General features: G+C 60.4%; 14 protein-coding genes and 1 pseudogene. 10 read left to right on the plus strand and 5 right to left on the minus strand.

Annotation, left to right across the window (positions count from 1 at the left end; translation table 11 throughout):
• Positions 1 to 109: 109 nt before the first annotated feature.
• The 5 genes from KA712_00690 to KA712_00710 all read right to left on the minus strand — a co-directional run bounded on the left by KA712_00690 (position 110) and on the right by KA712_00710 (position 6,656).
• Positions 110 to 1,795, minus strand: coding sequence for a DUF1592 domain-containing protein (locus tag KA712_00690; protein MCG5051454.1), 1,686 nt, complete (start codon positions 1,793 to 1,795; stop codon positions 110 to 112).
• A complete protein-coding gene (locus tag KA712_00695) occupies positions 1,792 to 3,213 on the minus strand; it encodes a DUF1552 domain-containing protein (protein ID MCG5051455.1) in 1,422 nt (473 codons plus the stop codon). Before KA712_00695 ends, KA712_00690 begins: the two co-directional genes overlap by 4 nt.
• A 41-nt stretch (positions 3,214 to 3,254) precedes the next feature.
• Complete coding sequence (locus KA712_00700; protein ID MCG5051456.1) at positions 3,255 to 4,970, minus strand: DUF1592 domain-containing protein; 1,716 nt, start codon at positions 4,968 to 4,970, stop codon at positions 3,255 to 3,257.
• Positions 4,967 to 6,388, minus strand: coding sequence for a DUF1552 domain-containing protein (locus tag KA712_00705; GenBank protein ID MCG5051457.1), 1,422 nt, complete (start codon positions 6,386 to 6,388; stop codon positions 4,967 to 4,969). Before KA712_00705 ends, KA712_00700 begins: the two co-directional genes overlap by 4 nt.
• A gap of 94 nt (positions 6,389 to 6,482) precedes the next feature.
• Positions 6,483 to 6,656 (minus strand): hypothetical protein, encoded by a 174-nt coding sequence (locus tag KA712_00710; protein ID MCG5051458.1) that lies wholly within the window; start codon positions 6,654 to 6,656, stop codon positions 6,483 to 6,485.
• Between the two features lie 317 nt (positions 6,657 to 6,973).
• Here KA712_00710 and KA712_00715 point away from each other — a divergent pair, with 317 nt between their 5' ends.
• The 10 genes and pseudogenes from KA712_00715 to KA712_00760 all read left to right on the plus strand — a co-directional run bounded on the left by KA712_00715 (position 6,974) and on the right by KA712_00760 (position 16,672).
• Positions 6,974 to 7,519, plus strand: coding sequence for a transposase zinc-binding domain-containing protein (locus KA712_00715; protein MCG5051459.1), 546 nt, complete (start codon positions 6,974 to 6,976; stop codon positions 7,517 to 7,519).
• Positions 7,520 to 7,556: 37 nt separating this feature from the next.
• Positions 7,557 to 8,123 (plus strand): transposase, encoded by a 567-nt coding sequence (locus tag KA712_00720; protein ID MCG5051460.1) that lies wholly within the window; start codon positions 7,557 to 7,559, stop codon positions 8,121 to 8,123.
• 1,723 nt (positions 8,124 to 9,846) lie between these two features.
• Positions 9,847 to 10,218: a hypothetical protein gene (locus KA712_00725; protein MCG5051461.1), complete on the plus strand. Its 372-nt coding sequence runs from the start codon at positions 9,847 to 9,849 to the stop codon at positions 10,216 to 10,218.
• Positions 10,215 to 10,589, plus strand: a complete 375-nt coding sequence (locus KA712_00730; protein ID MCG5051462.1) for a hypothetical protein — start codon at positions 10,215 to 10,217, stop codon at positions 10,587 to 10,589. Before KA712_00725 ends, KA712_00730 begins: the two co-directional genes overlap by 4 nt.
• 560 nt (positions 10,590 to 11,149) lie before the next feature.
• On the plus strand, positions 11,150 to 11,557 hold the full coding sequence (locus KA712_00735) for a hypothetical protein (protein ID MCG5051463.1): 408 nt from the start codon (positions 11,150 to 11,152) through the stop codon (positions 11,555 to 11,557).
• Between the two features lie 576 nt (positions 11,558 to 12,133).
• Positions 12,134 to 13,384 (plus strand): ISNCY family transposase, encoded by a 1,251-nt coding sequence (locus KA712_00740; protein ID MCG5051464.1) that lies wholly within the window; start codon positions 12,134 to 12,136, stop codon positions 13,382 to 13,384.
• A gap of 107 nt (positions 13,385 to 13,491) precedes the next feature.
• Positions 13,492 to 15,034, plus strand: a pseudogene (gene istA / locus KA712_00745) (IS21 family transposase).
• Positions 15,035 to 15,043: 9 nt separating this feature from the next.
• Positions 15,044 to 15,790 (plus strand): IS21-like element helper ATPase IstB, encoded by a 747-nt coding sequence (gene istB / locus KA712_00750; protein MCG5051465.1) that lies wholly within the window; start codon positions 15,044 to 15,046, stop codon positions 15,788 to 15,790.
• 101 nt (positions 15,791 to 15,891) lie between these two features.
• The gene (locus KA712_00755; GenBank protein MCG5051466.1) at positions 15,892 to 16,236 is read left to right on the plus strand and encodes a hypothetical protein; all 345 of its coding nucleotides are present in this window, start codon (positions 15,892 to 15,894) and stop codon (positions 16,234 to 16,236) included.
• A 223-nt stretch (positions 16,237 to 16,459) separates the two neighbouring features.
• Positions 16,460 to 16,672: a PIN domain-containing protein gene (locus KA712_00760; GenBank protein ID MCG5051467.1), complete on the plus strand. Its 213-nt coding sequence runs from the start codon at positions 16,460 to 16,462 to the stop codon at positions 16,670 to 16,672.
• The last annotated feature ends 208 nt before the right edge of the window (positions 16,673 to 16,880 follow it).

A 16,880-nucleotide genomic window follows, 5' to 3' on the forward strand; every position in this document is an offset into this window, starting at 1 on the left:
TGGCACGCCTTTATGGCGCCCGCGAGCACTTCCGACGGATACGTGCCGGGGGGAAAAGGAAGATGCCTTACTTAGCCCGTTCGCAACATCCCGGATGGCGTCCGCGCGCTCAGCCGCCGCCCGCGGGCACTTCGACGAACGTCTTGCTCTTGATCGTCTCGAGCAGCAGCCCGCGAAAGGTCCCCTCTTCACGGAGGCTGGTTTTGAGAGCCTTCAGCGCAGCTTGGTCGGTGCTTGCCTCTAGACGCCCGTAGGCGAACCTAAACCATTGTGTAGCCCAGCAAGAGGCAGCGTCTTCGCTGCTCACAAGCTTTTGCGCCAGTTCCGTCACGCCAGTGAATTTACCCACGTCGGTATCCAGCGCTTCACCTGAGGCGTCGATTGTCTTGCCGTGCTCGGTAGTGCGGTGCTGCCCCATGGCGTCGTATTCCTCAAACGCGAACCCAATGGGATCCATGAGCCGGTGGCAACCCGTGCACTGTGGGTTGTTGTTGTGCGCGGTGTGGTGCTCGCGCGTGGTTTGGTCGGGCGGTGCCAAACCGATCATTACGTTGACCTCCGGGGGAGGCGGAGGCAAATCGCCACACAAAAGGCGCTCGCGAATGTAGCGGCCCGTAAAGGTTGGCGAGGTTGAATCGAAGCCCGAGTGGCTGGCCAACATACCGCCTTGGGTTAGGATGCCAGCTCGGCGTTTGGAATCGTTCAATTCCACTTTTTTGAACGCTTGGCTGCCAGGCTTAGCAACACCATAGTAGGGCGCCAGGTCGTCGTTCGCGAACACGTAGCTCGCCGTGAAAAGATCCGAAACTTTCCCCTCGGCCGCCACGTGTGCGGCAAAAGCTTCGGCGCCTTTGCGCAGCAAATTGGCGTAATCGTTGTTCCATTTCGGGAAGGTTTTTGGGTCTTTGGCAGCGGTTGAAATTTTGGAAAGTTCTAACCACTGCTGGTTAAAGGCCGCAAAGCTGCGTTTGGCTTTCTCATCGCCAAGCATGCGCTGGGCCTGCGCAGAGATCTGCTGTTCAGTCGAGAGCTTATCGTCTGCGGCCGCAGCAAAAAGTTCGTCATCGGGAAGGCTTTTCCAGATGAGGTACGAAAGGCGAGAGGCCATCTCCCACGACGTGGCGGGCCGTGCGCGGTCGCCCACTTGCTCAACGCGGTAGAAGAACGGAACAGAGATAAGCAACGATTGCGCAGCCATCTCGATGCCCTCTGCAAAGGTGTCTGCCTTTTCAAAAACACCCATCAGGCGATCGAGCTCGTCTGCAGCCAAAGGCCTGCGCCAGGCGCGCCTACCAAACCCTTCGATCACTTTGCGGGCACATTCGGGGGATCCGCCTGCAGCAGAGGCGCAGCTGTTCCAGGTTTGAGCCTTCGCGGCGGCCGCTTTTGCCAACTGTGAAGAAGCGGCCAACGACTGTTCAGCCAAAACACCTGGAAACGACAGCGCCGATCCGTTGTTGTCGAATCCCTTTACCTTTTCCTCCATTGGGAAAGATTGTGCGGGCGTCAACGGCGCGCCAAGCATATCCGAGACCGTGTTGTCATATTCTTCGCGGGTTAGCCTGCGCATCACGAAGGCAGCGGCGGGACAATCATCAGCGTTCTTGCAATCGGTGGCTCCCGGCTGCGTGCCTTGGCCGCCACTTTGGTTGCCGCCCGGGCCGGATCCGCCACCTGCGCCATCATCGGTATCTCCACCAGGATTCGCTGTATTTACGTTTCCCGTGCAAGCGGCCAGGCTCGTTGCCATAGCGAGCGCAAACACCACCTCGATACTGTAGATCTTGGCTTTCATGTCAGCAGCTCCGTGATGGGTCCCGTGCTCTTGTCGGCGTCGCCAAAGCTCGTCAAATTCACCCCCATCGCCCGCGCCAACGTGAGATGCAGATCGTTGAAGCGTCTGGTTTTTCCACCACCGTTAAACTGATGTGCCACACGAATGTGCCGCCCGGCTCGCAAAGCGCCGCCGCCGGAACCCGCGATAAGAATCGGGCAATTGCGCGCCTTGTGAGCACCACCGTGGTTCATCGACGTTAGGAACACAGCCATCATGTCGTCGAAGGCGCCAAAATCTTTGAGGCGTTGAACCAACATGCCAAACTGTTCAAGGCTCCATTTTGCGACCGCTCGCCACCCTTCCGCATGCTTGGCTTGTTCCGGCCACTTGCCGTCTTGGGCCTCGAAGTGCGAGGCATCGTGCCACCGCCACGAAGGCAAGCCGATCCAAGGAAAGGTGAGGTTGTTCGCTTCGGTTCCCCATAGAAAAGTACCGATGCGCGTAAGATCGCACGCGAAGGCCATCGCCATAAGATCAATCTGCTGCTTCATGATGAACGGCGTGTCCTCAATCGATTCAAGTTCGTCACCGTCGTACAAAACTTTGCCGTGCGACGGACTGATGGAGCTGGTTTTCTCCGGCGGGTTGCAGCCCTGCTGTGCACCGGTGCCAAGCCGGCTCTCCAACTCACGGAACGAAGTGAGGTATTGATCAACCTTGGCTTTGTCGGCCGCACCAAGCTTCGCCTTCAAGCCGTTGGCCTGCGCCAAAGCCGCGTCCAAAACCGACTGCTTTTTTGCACGGAGCTTCTGCGCCTGGCCCGGATCCGCTGACACATCGGCGAACACACGCTCCCAAAGTTCAATGGGATTGTGGGAGGCGGGAACGGCCTGCGATTTCGACAGCCACGAGACCGCCTGCCCTTGATTGGACCCTCCATTATGCACCCCTACGTGCATCGTTTTGAAGCGCGTGCTTGGGTTCAACTTTTGCGCAATCACTTGATCGATGGAGATCATGTTGCTTGGCGATTTTTCGTATCCATCGGTGCCTGTTAAACTCGTGCTGTACGCAGGATGGTTTCCGCCCGAGTTGTCTAGGCCTTCTACGAAGGTCAGTTCGCTCCGGTGAGGTTCCAAGGCCTTAAGCATCTCGGGCAGCACGTATTTGTCGTTGTCCATAGTGCCGGACCCGCTCCACGCAACCTCCTTCATTGGATCGGTGCGGTAGTCGTAGGCTTTGGCTCCGGGCGCGGCGGGCCAGAACACGTCGGCGTAAATCGAAAGTGGCTGCATCCAAAAAAGCAGCTTCTTCGCAGGGGCCGCGTGTGCTTGTTTCCCCAAGGGGGTCATGGCCTCCAAAAATGGCAAGGCCAAGGAAAAGCCAGCGCCACCGCGCAAGAGTGTTCGTCGGGATAGAGAAAGTTTGCGAGTCATAAACGTGTCTCCTTGTTCCTGAGAAAAGCGGTGAAGCGACGCTAATTGGCCACAGCGCGCTTCCAAAACGCAGGGTCTGAGAACCTGCGAACCAATCCCCCACGAACCCCTTCCTGCCGGACGTCCTGAACAAAAGCAGCGTCCGCCGCACACACACCACCCTCTTGCAGCCCGCGGCCTGTGACGAAGGCTTCAAGTTTGCGCGCAAAGCACGTGTGGGCGCGAGGCTGGTCAAGCACAACCTTGGCAAGTCCGCGCGCGCCATCGAAGGCAATCTTCTGCTCGGCCTCGGCCAAAAATCCGCTTACATCAAGCGACTTTTTCGCACGCGCATCCATGGTTCGGTAAGCGCCAACGCCGTCGAAATTTTCGAGGCCAAAGCCAAGCGGATCCATCAGATCGTGGCAAACGGCGCACCTTGGATTCTCAGAGTGAGCAACCAAGCGCTCACGGTGTGTCAGCACACCATCCGGCGGTAAGGGAAAGGCGTTCACGTTCGCAGGCGGGGCAGGCAATTCGTCGCACAGCAGTTGCTCCCTAACGAAGCGGCCACGACGGATGATATCGGTATCGTTTTCCAATCCATGCGTGGCCAGAAACGCACCCAAGGTCAGCAGCCCCGACCGACCTTGAGCGGCTGTGTCGGCCTTAACCCAGCTTGCGTCGTCGGTGCTGCCGGACAGCCCGTAGAACGCGCCCAAGCGCTTGTTTAAGAAAGTGTGAGGGGCCGTAAGCAGCGTCTCCAAACGCCCGTCGCCCTTCCAAACAACATCTTTCACGAACGCCCGAAACTCGGCGAGCATATCGGTTCGGATGACGTCGGTGAACTTCGGATACGCCTCTTCATCCTTCGGTACCGACGTCACCGCCTGCACATTCATGGCCTCGTCGAAGTACCGTTGCAAGGCGCCGCCAGACTCCGCAGCCGCCAGCAACCGCGTCGCTTGTTTGGCCGCGCCTTCTTTCGAATCCAACTCGCCCTTGCCCGCCGCTTCAAGAAGCTCCGCATCGGGTGGCGCGTCCAGCAAAGTAAACGACAAGAACGACGCTTTTTCGTAGCCCGTCAGCTCCACTTTACCGCTATCAGGTTTCGCGCCCAGCTCGAATCTAAACAACGTGTTGGGCGATAGAAGGATCGCCTGTGTCATCTGACGAAAGGCCACCTCGGCTCCGTCGATCGCTTTTTCAGCGCTGTAGTAGTTCAGATAGGCATCCACCTCAGCGGCGTTCGGGGGGCGGCGAAAGGCTTTAAGAGCGAGCTTTTCGATGGCAGCCTTCACGCAATCGTCTGAAGGCGTTCCTTCCAAACACGAATTGAGCGACTTGCGTGCCGTGAATACGGCGGCGGCCTGCGTGCCCAGCTTGTCAACGATAGTTTCTACGTGCGGCACCGTAAGCGCGAGGCCCGAAGCGGTGCCGCTATCGGTGACGAACGGCTCAAGCGCTTTGGCAACATCTTTGGTGCCTGTGTTTAAAGTTTTGAGCACGTTTTCAAGCTGAAGGGGGGTCAGCCGCCAAAGCCGTTGTGGCAACGGGCCGCAGGCGTTCAACTCATCAGGCGCGCCCGTCCCTCCCGCTCCGTTGCCACCGCTGGCGCTCCCTCCGCCGTTAGAACCAGCACTAGATCCCCCACCGTCCGAATCATCATCGCCTTGCCCTTGTTGGTTGCCTACTGATCCTGTACAGGCAACAGCTGTGACGAGGAACAAAGCGATCGTGGCACGGGCAGCTTGCGTAAACAGTTTGGATTGGCTCATGCGTAAACCTCTTGCAACGGGCCCTTGTTGATTCGTGGATCGCCAAAGCTTGTGATGGGGGCGCCTACCGCTCGCGCGATTGACACGAAGAAGTCGGCAACCGAATGCACCGGGGCCTCCTGGTTTACTTTAGGCTTAAAGCCCGAATCGCCCGGAGTCACGAGGCTCATACGCTCGTCGCCGTTCACCACTTTCGAGTTAGGCAGCTGCACCGCTCGCCCAGTCTTCAAGCGCCCTTTAAGGTCGCCGATCGTCATAAAGAGATAGTCGTTCTGGCCACCGTGGTGTTTGCCGCCCGAATTGTTAACGAAGACGATCAACGTGTTATCAGCAAGGGTGCCTTCGCCATCGGATAGCTTCTCCATCTGCCCGCGCATGTAGGCCATCGAGTTGGCCGAGAAGTTGTAGTACTCACGGTGATGCTCGGATGTGCCACCGCCGTGCCACATGCCATGTGAGCCGGGGTAGTTCTTTTTCCCGTCTGAATTCAACCAAGGCGTCAAGAATGGAAGCCCACCTCCAAAGCCCGAGTTGTGGTCGATCAGGCCTACCCGGCTAAACCCACAGGAGAACGCCTGCAACATAATGTCGGCCACGGCGGCGGGCGCGTTCTTGTTCTTCGGCCTCTGCGCCACAACGGGGTCCGGTGCGCGTGGCGATGTGCATGAAAGCTGCGCTTGCGCCACCCCTTCGAGCTTAGACTCAATGTCCCTAAGCGATGTCATGTATTGGTCAAGCTTCGCGCGCTCTGTGGACGCAAGCTGGTTCGACGCTTTTTTTATATCGGAGACAACGAAATCGAGCAGGCTCTTTTTCTGCCTCAGCAGCGCAGCCGCAGCTGCTTGATTCGCTGCAGGATCCGCGGGAGTGGTTTTGCCGAAAATCTTGGCGAACGCCGTTACGGGGTTGCTTTCAGATGCCAACGGGGCAAGCGGGCCATCCACGCTGTAAGTACCCACTTCGTCGTCAGGCCACGTGGCCAAGTTTATCGAAGAAATCGGAGCGTCGGTGCCCATTGATTTGGCAATCACGCGGTCGATAGAAGGCCCAAGGGGCGCGGTTTTGATTCCTTCAAGCGGCTTTCGATCCATTGCAGTCAAAGGCCACAGATTTCCGTGCAGATGGTGCCCGAAGGGATTGTAAAGGCTTTGCACAACGAGCATCTTTTGCTTGTAAGGATCAAGCGGCGTGTAGCCGTTGAGCGAAATCGATGTGCCACTCCCCGAGGGACGCATCTCGTCATGCAAACCAATTTGGTCAATAAAAAACAAGATGCGCTGCTTGGACGTTGCGGCCCCTAAGGCGGGCCGAATGGCCTGCTTAAGCATGGGGGAAAGCAGCCAGGCGCCCGCGCCCAAGCCCATTGCGGACACAAAACCTCGTCTCTTGAGCAGGTACATCTTGGATTTTTCCTCCATCAAGCGTGGAAGTGGTCAATGCCACAGTAGGCAACGGTCGCGTCCCGGCGGAAGCATAGCATGGGTCAAGACATTGCAAAAAATGTGACGTGGGTCATGCGTAGACCTCCTGCAACGGGCCCTTGTTGATGCGTGGATCGCCAAACGCGGTTATGTCCGCGCCCACGACGCGGGCCATCGACACGAAAAAGTCGGATACGGAGTGAACAGGTATCTCCTTATTGACCTGCGGCTTAAAGCCCGAGTCACCCGGGGTCACCAGCGTCATGCGCGGATCGCCCGGCAGCCAGCTTAGGGCGCAAGGCGGCTTACGTTAGTTGACAGAACATATTTTATCGGGCGTTTTTTGACGCGAGTGGACTTGGTGCTTGAACTTCCTATACGCCTGCGTCCACATGGCGGCCTTTCTATCAGGTGCCGGCCGGTCCTGGAAACAGGCGTTCTCCTGTTGGGGGGCCAGAGGCTTCGTTTGGCCGCCCGGCAGACCGGGTACACCCTTCCGTCTCCTGTCAGGCTAGCCTCTTCGGGGCTCCAGGGGGGCGGGTCTCCCCGCAACGAAGGCGTTTGCGGGCGCGATAAGCCCGGGTGGTCGACAGAGCCGCAGGGAAGGTCTCCGGGTATCGGCGCCGGGAGCCTGAAAAGACGCAGCTTCACCGCGTGGTGCAGGACACCTGGCTCACGTTCCGCGACAACCTACAAGGCGAGGGTGGTTTTCTGCCCGCCTTCGTCGCGACGGAGTTCGAGGCGTATCTGGGTTGCGGGATTCTGGGCAAGGGGTTCGTCAACGTTCGTTGCGAAGCCTGCGCCGAGACGCGGCTCGTGGCGTTTTCGTGCAAACGGCGAGGCGCTGACGGTGCCGCACGCGCTTCGCTACCGCATGGCGCGCGAGCCACACCTGGCCAGCGTGGTGCTGAGGGTCTTTCTGCGCGAGGTGAGCCGGTGGTACCGAAAGCGTGCGCGCAAGGCCGGAGTGCGCGGCGCGCTCGCGACGGGCGCCGTGACGGTGATTCAGCGCTTCGGCTCGGGCCTTGCGCTGAACGTTCACTTTCATTCCGTAGTGACCGATGGCGTGTTCCGTGTCGACACGCCCGGTCGGCCCGCATTCTTCGCCACGCCCCCGCCGCGCGATGAGGAGGTGGCTGAGGTGACCGCGCGGATCTGGTAGGGTGTGACGCGGGCGCTTGCCTCGTCAGAGGAACGAGACGCTGCCGACGCCGAGGCGCTCTCCGTGATCGCAGGCGCTTCGGTCAAAGCCCTCATCGCCACGGGAAGGCGCCGAGGACAAGCGGTCATGCGGCTCGGCAACGATCCGATCGCGTCGTGGGAACCCTACGTGTTGGGGAAGCAGTGCGCTTTCGTCGAGGGCTTCAACCTGCACGCCAGCACGCGCATCGCAGCCAACGACAGAGACGGCCTGGAGCGGCTGATTCGCTACATCGCCCGGCCCCCGCTGAGCGAAGCTAGGCTTTCGGAGTTGTCCGATGGGCGTGTGGCCGTCAGGCTCAAACGGCCGTGGCGCGACGGCACCACGCACGTTGCGTTCACGCCCGAGGAGTTCATCGAGAAGCTGGTGGCGTTGGTGCCACGTCCGCGTGCCCACCTGGTTCGCTACCACGGGGTGTTCGCGCCTGCGGCGGCGGATCGTCGTGATCGGCGAGGAAGCTGGAGGCATACAATATGCCGGGATCGCGTGGATGCGGGTAGAGGCGATCGAAGGAGCGCTTCGCCGCTCTAGGCGCACCCTTTCGCCAATGTCGTCCTCCGTCGTCGGAGCGAAAAATCCCCCAGATTGAGGAGACGAAGAGCAGGTCGGGGCGGGCCGGGCTCACCACCAAGTCTCCGAGCTCGAGTGAGACGCCCGAGACCCACCAACTCCGCCCACCGTCGTCCGAACGCTGGCGCAGGCCGAAGTCGCTGAGCAGCAGTCCCTCCTCGGCGACGAGGGCGAGACTTCCCAGCGATGGCATCGGGTGCGAAGTGACGCTTCCCTCGTGGTTGAAGCACCACAGGGTTGGGTCCGCGCCCGCCTCCCCAAGTGCATGCACGCTCTTGACGCACGATCCGCCAAGCGCGGGAACCAAAGCGAACAGAGTGACGTTCGGTTCGAGCCGTGCGAAGGATTCCCAGGTCAAGGCCCGGTCCCTGGATCGGTAGATCTGATCGCCGTCGGCTTCGTAAAGGTGCCCTGCGCAGTCGACGACGTAACTTCGTGGCCTGGGCTCGGGTGAGCGGCGCTGGCTCGGGCGCACCACGAAGGACTTACCGAGATCCGTCGAAACAAGAAACGTCGGTAAAAGGTTGCCCGCCGAGACGTTTCGCGCGCCAATGTAGATTGTCCCGGGCGCCACGAGGATCTCTCCGAGATCGGGCGAGATGATGTGAGGCTCGGGCCGCGGGTCGAATGAGTGCCATGAAGCGCCTTCGTCTTCACTCCGCGTTATCCGGCTCCCGGCCGAGCTGCTTGCGAGGAAGACCGGCCGTTCGGCGCCGTCAATGACCGTGAGCGCTTCGGCGCCGGGAGGTGTCGTGCCTGTTTGGGTCCACGTCTGCCCCCCGTCGACGGATCTCACCAAACGATCACCGCGGTCAGGCCCCGAGCCCTCGATCAACCGGTACAGGGTGCGCGTGGGCTGCTTCGCGAAAAGGAGGCGCAGCGTCGCCCCCGCCCAGTCGAGCCGACACCAAGAACGGCCGCCGTCCTGCGAGCGCCAAGTGGGCTCGCCCAACGCATACAGCGTCAGGGCGTCACCGGCGTCCGCCACCCATTCTCCGCTGCCGGTCGGATGCGCCGCGGCAACGGGGCGGAAAACGGCCCACTCGGCAGGCTCGTCGGTAGCGCAGGCGGACGCCGCGCCGAACGCGTTCGCGGAGAGGGCAGAAGGCTTCTCGGACGAATGGCTTTCGCCGTCCGTGCCGGTGCACCCCGCCTCGAGCGGCGCGGGCGTGATGCCGCCACAGCCGGAGGCCAAGAGGGCCGCGAGCGCGTACGGGGCGAGCGCGCGGAGATACAGAAATGCGGCGGGCATGGGGGAGCTCCTCGTCTGCGAACGGTCGTCCTGAGGGAGGACGAACGGCGCCCCCAAAAGCGGCCACGTCATCGCAATGCCGCATGTCCGGCCGAGCTCTCAGATCCTCAAGGCGTCGTTCGCATGACCTATCTGCAACCATTCGCGCATTCGACCCTAGCTGGGTCACACTGTGCGCACGTCAGGCCCAGCAACGCCACGACACGACCTATCATGTTAATCAAGCTCCCCTGGCGCATCGCTCAACCGTACCTGCGGGGATCCAGGGGCCGCAGCTACCCACGGAGCGCGAATTCATCTCCACATGGTCTCTCTGCAGACTAGCGGTGCTGGCTTGCCGTTCAATCTCAGGCGACAATAAGTTCATGAACAAGAATTTAACTTTGCTCGTCTTCATTCTGGGCGCGACCGCCGCTTGTAGCTCGGGCAGCGATGGCCGGGTTGATGCCGGTGCCACGGGAGGTACGGGTGCAGATGCAGGCACCGGCGGTATGGGTGGCGTGCCAGCGGGCAGCGGCGGCGCGTCAAACACCGGCGGTCTCGGCGGCGCAATGGCTGCGGGAGGCTCCGGCGGCGCGCAAGTGGGTGGGGCGGGTGGCGCGCAAGTGGGTGGGGCCGGTGGCGCGCAAGTGGGTGGGGCCGGTGGCGCGCAAGTGGGTGGGGCCGGTGGCGCCGGGTCCGGAGGCTCACCGGGCGCAGGTGGTGCTGGCGGCACCTCGGTGCCAAACCCAGACGATTGTTTTGCCGGGCTTCGTGCTGGCGAAGATCTGTTCCAAGTGGCCACCAAGGAAAGCGCGGACATGAAGTACCGCATGCGCCTGGCTCTGGAGACCGCCGGTCGTTTCGGAACTTCGGGCACGCGGCCCTGGTCGGTCTACCGAGTTGCTTTGCAAACACCGGATGGCAATGTTTGCATCACTGACGAAAGCGCGCTTGGCACGGCGTATCAAGGAAGCCGTCATAACTGCAGCGACAAATTGACGTTGACTGTGGGAAGCAAACGGTACGTGATCGACAACCCTGATACGGCCGTCGACGTCGTTGATCCCACCACTTGGGGACGTCCCGCCACACTCACCATTTTTGTCAACAACCAGAGCGTTGGGGGGCCCGTGAGGCTAGACACAGTGGCATGCCACGGCGGCATCTGTGGCAGCGGCGGCCCTTGTCTATGATGAAAAGGTCTACCCTTGGGATTCTGTGGCGCGCACTGTTGTGCTTGCAGGTTGCAGCAAACGGCGGATGTTCCTATGAGACAGCTAGGCCTTCGCATGATGCGGGGCTAGACGCCTCACTTGACGGAACAACCGTTTGGGGCAACGTCGAGTTGCAGATCCAGGAGGCGCAGCTTCCTGGCGTGGGAATGCGTGCGGCTCGCAGTGTGATAAGCGGAAAACTTTACGACGGGCCGATCCCAAACTCGATGCCGCTACATGTGGCCATGCACATGGGATCGTGTCAGCTTCTTAAGCCCAGCTTGCCGTTCTGCACTCCGGCTTGCGCGCAGGACCGCGTCTGCGTTGCCAGCAACACATGCCAGGCGTATCCCAAAACCAAGAACGCTGGTGAGCTTTCCGTGCTCGGTTTGGCATCACCAGTGATTCTGCCTGCCGTGCCACCAAGCTTTGCGTACCAAAGCTCCGAGCTGGCGTACCCCCCGTGCAACGAGGGCTCCGAGGTGACATTGCTTGCGATGGGGCAAACGGCGCTTAACCGGTGTGTGGCGCCGCTCACAATGGCGCGCAACGACGCGCTTCCGGTGCGCCTTGGCCAACCATTGCGGTTAGCGTGGAACGCGCCGTCGTTGCCTCACCTTTCGCGTATTCAGATCCGCTTGGATATCGCTCATCACGGCGGCAACAAGACAGGCGAGATCCTGTGCGATGTGGACGACACCGGCACTTTCGACGTGCCTGCGCCGCTGATTGACGCTCTCATCAACCTGGGGCTTGCCGGCGCGCCTTCGGTCATCGTGTCACGGACCTCGTCGGTGCCGCTGCCGTCGCACCCCAGCGTGGGGTTTGTGGTGTCATCACGGGTGGAACGCGCTGTCGATACTGGCGTGATCACTTGCTTCGACAACGCTGCCTGTCCAGAAGATCAGATTTGCGACCGCCAGCGGATTATTTGCATCAACAAGTGAATTGCCACGCCCACTCTCTTGAACACGACGGTCTGGCCGTCAGACGCCGGTTACGTGCGTGCCTGACGGCCAGGACCTTGGGATTACCTATCGGCATCGCGATTCGGTTTCTTACGTCGCTCTGTCAACTAACGTAAGCCGTCTCGCATGCTCGGCCTCGCTGCAGCCCTTCTCCCACGCGCGAAACACGTCGCTCACGCAGGCCCGCCTGCCTTTTGCGCTGCTTTTGGATGCGGACGAGGAGCTGGTGGTGACCGACGCCCCGGCCTTCGCACGGGCCCTGACACAGGGGTGCTGGCCTGGTCCGTGGACTGCCATGGCCAAAGAGACGATGCGGGGGTTCGATCGCCCCGCTCTTGCGCCTGTTTCGCCGGGATCGGGAGGACATGCGATTTCACGGTGCCGTACACGAACAGCTCACCGCCGTCGGCGCACAGGAAGTTCAAGCGCCACCTCCATCTGCGTCATAATGTAGACGCAAAGTGAAAATGTCCGCTTTGTGCAACTTAGAAATGTCCTCTTTTGGGCGCCGCTGCCTGGCAGCCTCGGGCCGCAATGGCCAGGGATCTTGTCACGATGAGCGCGCTGGAAATGGACCGAATGCAGGTCGTCCAGCGAGTGTTGGAAAAGCGGCTGACGCAAGCAGAAGCCGCCATGGTTCTGGGACTTAGTCAGCGCCAGGTGCGCCGATTGTGCCAGTCCATGAGGTGTCAAGGGCCTCGGGCTCTCGTGTCGCGAAAGCGCGGACGCCCCAGCAACCGTCAGTTGCCGGAGGTGGTGCAAGAGTACGCCGTAGGTCTCATCAGTGAGCGCTACAGGGACTTCGGGCCGACGTTGGCTCACGAGAAACTTACTGAGCTACATGGCGTTCGTGTATCCCGGGAGACGTTGCGCAAGTGGATGATCGGCGCCGAGATCTGGACGCCGCGGGCGCAACGAGGGCCGCGCATCCACCAGCCGCGAAGACGGCGGGACTGTCTTGGTGAGCTGGTTCAGATAGATGGGAGCGATCACGAATGGTTCGAGGGCCGCGGACAAAGATGCACCCTGTTGGTGTTCATCGACGATGCCACGGGAAGGCTGATGGAGCTGCGCTTTGTGGAAGTGGAATCGGCCTTCGACTACTTCGATGCGACTGCAAGCTACGTACGGAAGCATGGAAAGCCAGCGGCCTTCTATAGCGACAAACACAGCATCTTCCGAGTAAACCAGGAAGGTTCAACCGGTGCGGCAAAGGGTGTCACGCAGTATGGTCGCGCATTGGGAGAACTAAACATAGACATCATTTGTGCGAACACAGCGCAGGCCAAAGGTCGTGTAGAGCGCATGAACAAGACGCTGCAAGACCGTTTGGTCAAGGAGCTGCGGCTTCATGGTATCAGCAATGCGGAAGATGCGAATGCCTTCGTCCCTGCCTTTATGGACGCCTACAACAACCGCTTCGAGCGTGCTCCTCGCAGTCTTCATAATGCCCACCGTCCCTTGCTTGAGGGCGAGGACTTGAATCTCATCTTCACGTGGCAAGAGGACCGAAAGCTGTCGCAGAGTCTGGTGGTGCAGTTTCAGAGAAACTCATATCTGGTCGAACCAACGACAGAAACGAGCAAGCTTGCGGGAAAGACCGTGCGCGTGCACTTGTGGAAAGACGGCCAAGTGCAATTGCGCCACAACAACCAGCCGCTTTCCTTTGCACTCTTCGACAAGAGTCTGCATGCACCGGCGGATCGTGATCGCTCGGATCGAACCATCGTGATCGCCGGGATCGGCCATCATGATCACCTGGATCGGTGCTCACGATCAGCGGGATCGGCCATCATGATCACCTAGATCGGTGATCGTGATCAGCGGATGCCGCAGCGTGTCCTGCGAAGGAACACGCCGCGTCGCGGCGATGGAGTTGCTCGAAGGGGCTGCCCCCCGGCTAAAAGCCGGGGATGCCTACGGAGCGACTACCAATGAGACAAGTCAGAGAAATCCTTCGACAGAAATGGCTGCTTGGGCGGAGCCATCGCGATATCGCCCGCAGCCTCGGAATCAGCGCGGGGGCGGTAGGCGAGACCGTTCGCCGTGCCAAGGAAGCAGGCTTCACACAGTTCGCGGAGGTGGACACGCTGGCAGCAAGCGCGCTTGAAAGGCGGCTGTACCCGTCCTCTGCTGAGGCAGAAGAGGCCACGCCCCGACTGTGCGTGGATCCATCGCGAGCGGCGCTATCCTGGCGTGACGCTCGAGCTTCTGCACCTCGAGTATGTCCAGGACAACCCCAATGGCTACGGGTACACGCGGTTCTGCGACATGTATCGTGCGTGGCTCAAGCAGCGTAGCTACTCGATGCGGCAGGTTCACCGCGGCGGCGAGAAGACGTTCGTTGACTACTCCGGAAAGAAGCCTTGCATTTGGGATCCGAAGACGGGCGAGCGCATCGACGTTGAGCTCTTCGTGGCGGTTGTCGGAGCTTCCAACTACACGTACGCTGAGGCGACGCCCACACAACGGGGGCCCGATTGGATTTCGAGCCACTGCCACGCGGTCCAATACTTTGGCGGTGCCACCGAGGTTGTTGTGTGCGATCAGCTTCGCTCTGGCGTCACGGCCCCTTGCCGATACGAACCCGGCATCCAGCGGACCTACGAAGAGTGGGCAGAACATTACGGAACGTCAGTCATTCCTGCTCGTCCACACCATCCCAAGGACAAGGCCAAAGTCGAGACCGCCGTGCGCGTCGCACAGCGGTGGATCCTGGCGCGTCTGCGCCACGAGAAGCACTTCTCGATCGTATCGTTGAATGAGCGCATTTGGGAACTGCTTGAGGACCTGAACAACCGGCAGATGCGGATATACAAACGCAGCCGGCGCGAGATGTTCGAGCGGCTCGATAAACCGATGCTCCGACCGCTTCCCGAACGTCCGTTCTCCTACGGCGAGTGGAAGGCCGTCAAGGTGAACATCGATTACCACGTCGAGGTGGATGGTCACTATTACTCGGTTCCCCATCAGCATGTGGGGGAACAGGTCGAGGCTCGGATGTCGGCTTTCACGGTTGAGGTTATTCGCGACGGCCATCGCATCGCCTCGCACGCAAGGAGCTTCCAGCGCGGGCGCCACACCACCGTGCCCGAGCATATGCCGGCTGCGCACCGCAAACACATGCAGTGGTCTCCTTCGCGCATTGCGAACTGGGCGGCAACGATCGGACCACAGACGCGCCTTCTGGTGGAACGAATCCTCGGCGATCGGCCCCACCCGGAGCAGGGCTATCGATCCTGCCTTGGAATTCTGCGCCTGGAGAAGCGCTACGGCGCCTCAAGGCTGGAGGCCGCATGCGCGCGGGCCGTTGCCGTGGGCGCGCGGTCCTATCGCCATGTCGATTCGATCTTGAAAAACGGCTTGGATGCTTCGCCTTTGCCTTCGCAGGAAAACTCGTCAAGCGCAGCACCTGCTGCACATTCGAATATTCGCGGACCCAACTACTACAACTGAAGGAACCACATGCTGAAGGAACAGACACTCGACAAGCTTCGCAGCCTACGTCTTGACGCTTTTGCCACGACGTGGACAGAGCAGCAGAAGAACACAGAAATCGCCAGACTGTCCTTCGACGAGAGGCTTGGATTGCTCGTCGATGCGGAATGCCTCGCGCGAGAAAACAAGCGGCTTTCGAGATTGCTGAAAGAAGCCAAGCTACGCCTGAGTCAAGCTTGCATCGAGGACATCGACTACTCACCACGCCGAGAGATCGACAAAGCCACCGTTCGTCAGCTGGCTTCCTGTGCTTGGATCCAGCAACACCAAAACGTGATCGTCACGGGAATGACTGGAACCGGAAAGACCTTTCTTGCCTGTGCGCTCGCCCAGCAGGCGTGCCGCAAGGGCTTCTCCGCCATCTACCGTCGAGCCTCTCGTCTCTTCGACGAACTGGCGCTCGCCCGAGCGGACGGCAGCTACGTGCGCCTTCTTGCAAAGCTCGCGCGCGCAGATGTCCTGGTGGTGGATGACTGGGGACTGGCACCCGCACGTGAGCAGGAGCGCAGGGACTTTCTCGAGGTCCTTGAGGACCGCTATGGCCAGCGGTCCACCATCATGACCAGCCAGCTCCCGCCCAACAGCTGGTACGAACATCTGAATGACCAAACCATGGCAGATGCCATCCTCGACCGCCTTCTTCACAACTCTCACCGCATCGTGCTAAAGGGTCCTTCGCGCAGAAAGACAACCCAGGAGATCCCGACCGAGTAACCTTGCCCCCAGAACAACTTCCATCGTCGCTCCGCTCCGACCGATCACGATGCCCGATCTGATTGATCACGTTCGCCGGTATATGCAACAAGAGTCCCCACGTGAACCAGGGTGAGATTGTCGAGAACAAACGATTGGGCACTGCGCTGGCGGTCATTCAGCAGCAGCAGCAGGTTCGAGATGAAGCCCGTCTTAGGTCCAAGAAGCTCACGCTTCGACAAAAGGAACGATTGCGTGCCCAACGCGCGGAGGCTGAATCAGCGGGACCAACGCCCACGGGCATTAACCCTGGCGCAGCGGAAGCCTTCGCCAGCTATTTGCAAGAGTTTGACCGGGAACAAAAAGCCAAGCAGCGTCGCTACACCGAAGCCGCACGCGCCCGCAGAGCCGCAGCCCGCGAGGCGTCGCAAAACTGCCTGGACCGAGGCACCAACGGCGCCGCGTAGCCGTAGCGGCGGGCCAGCCGCTGCGGCATGCTTTTGGCCCTGCACTTGCCCACAGCTGCACGTCGCCACCCGCCCTGGGCATGGGCCGTGCCCGCCGTGCATCTATGGACAAGTGGCCAAAACCCCGCCTCCGCTAATAGCTCATGGCGCGACGCGTGAAGGACATTTCTACTTTGCACAAAAGCGGACATTTCTACTTTGCGTTGACATCTGACTCGACGCGTTGTCTCCTTTGAACTTCCTATCCACCGCAGCGGGCCGCCGCCACTGGGACATCTTCAGCGAACTTTGTCTTAAGTTTCGTGCAACCGGGAATTTGGTGCCCGATGCTTACTTCGCCGCATTGGCCATCGAGAGTGGCAGTGAATGGATAACCTCAGACGCTGGCTTTGGCCGCTATCCCAACCTCAAGTGGCGCCGCTTACCTGAGCCGTAACTTTGCGGTGTCCCGCGTCCGGAGCGCGCGTGCTTCAAGCCCTAGCTCCGTCCCAATCTCGACCCCTCGCTCTAAGTGTTTGATAGTGCGTCGACTTTGGGGGCCCGAACGGGCAATATGCTTGGCCGGATACGACGCGTGAAAGCCATTCATCCCGAACACGATTACATACCCTTCTTGCAGCATGTTGCAGGCTTCGGATCTTGGC

Source organism: Myxococcales bacterium (genome assembly GCA_022184915.1).
Taxonomy (GTDB): Bacteria; Myxococcota_A; Polyangia; order Fen-1088; family Fen-1088; genus JAGTJU01.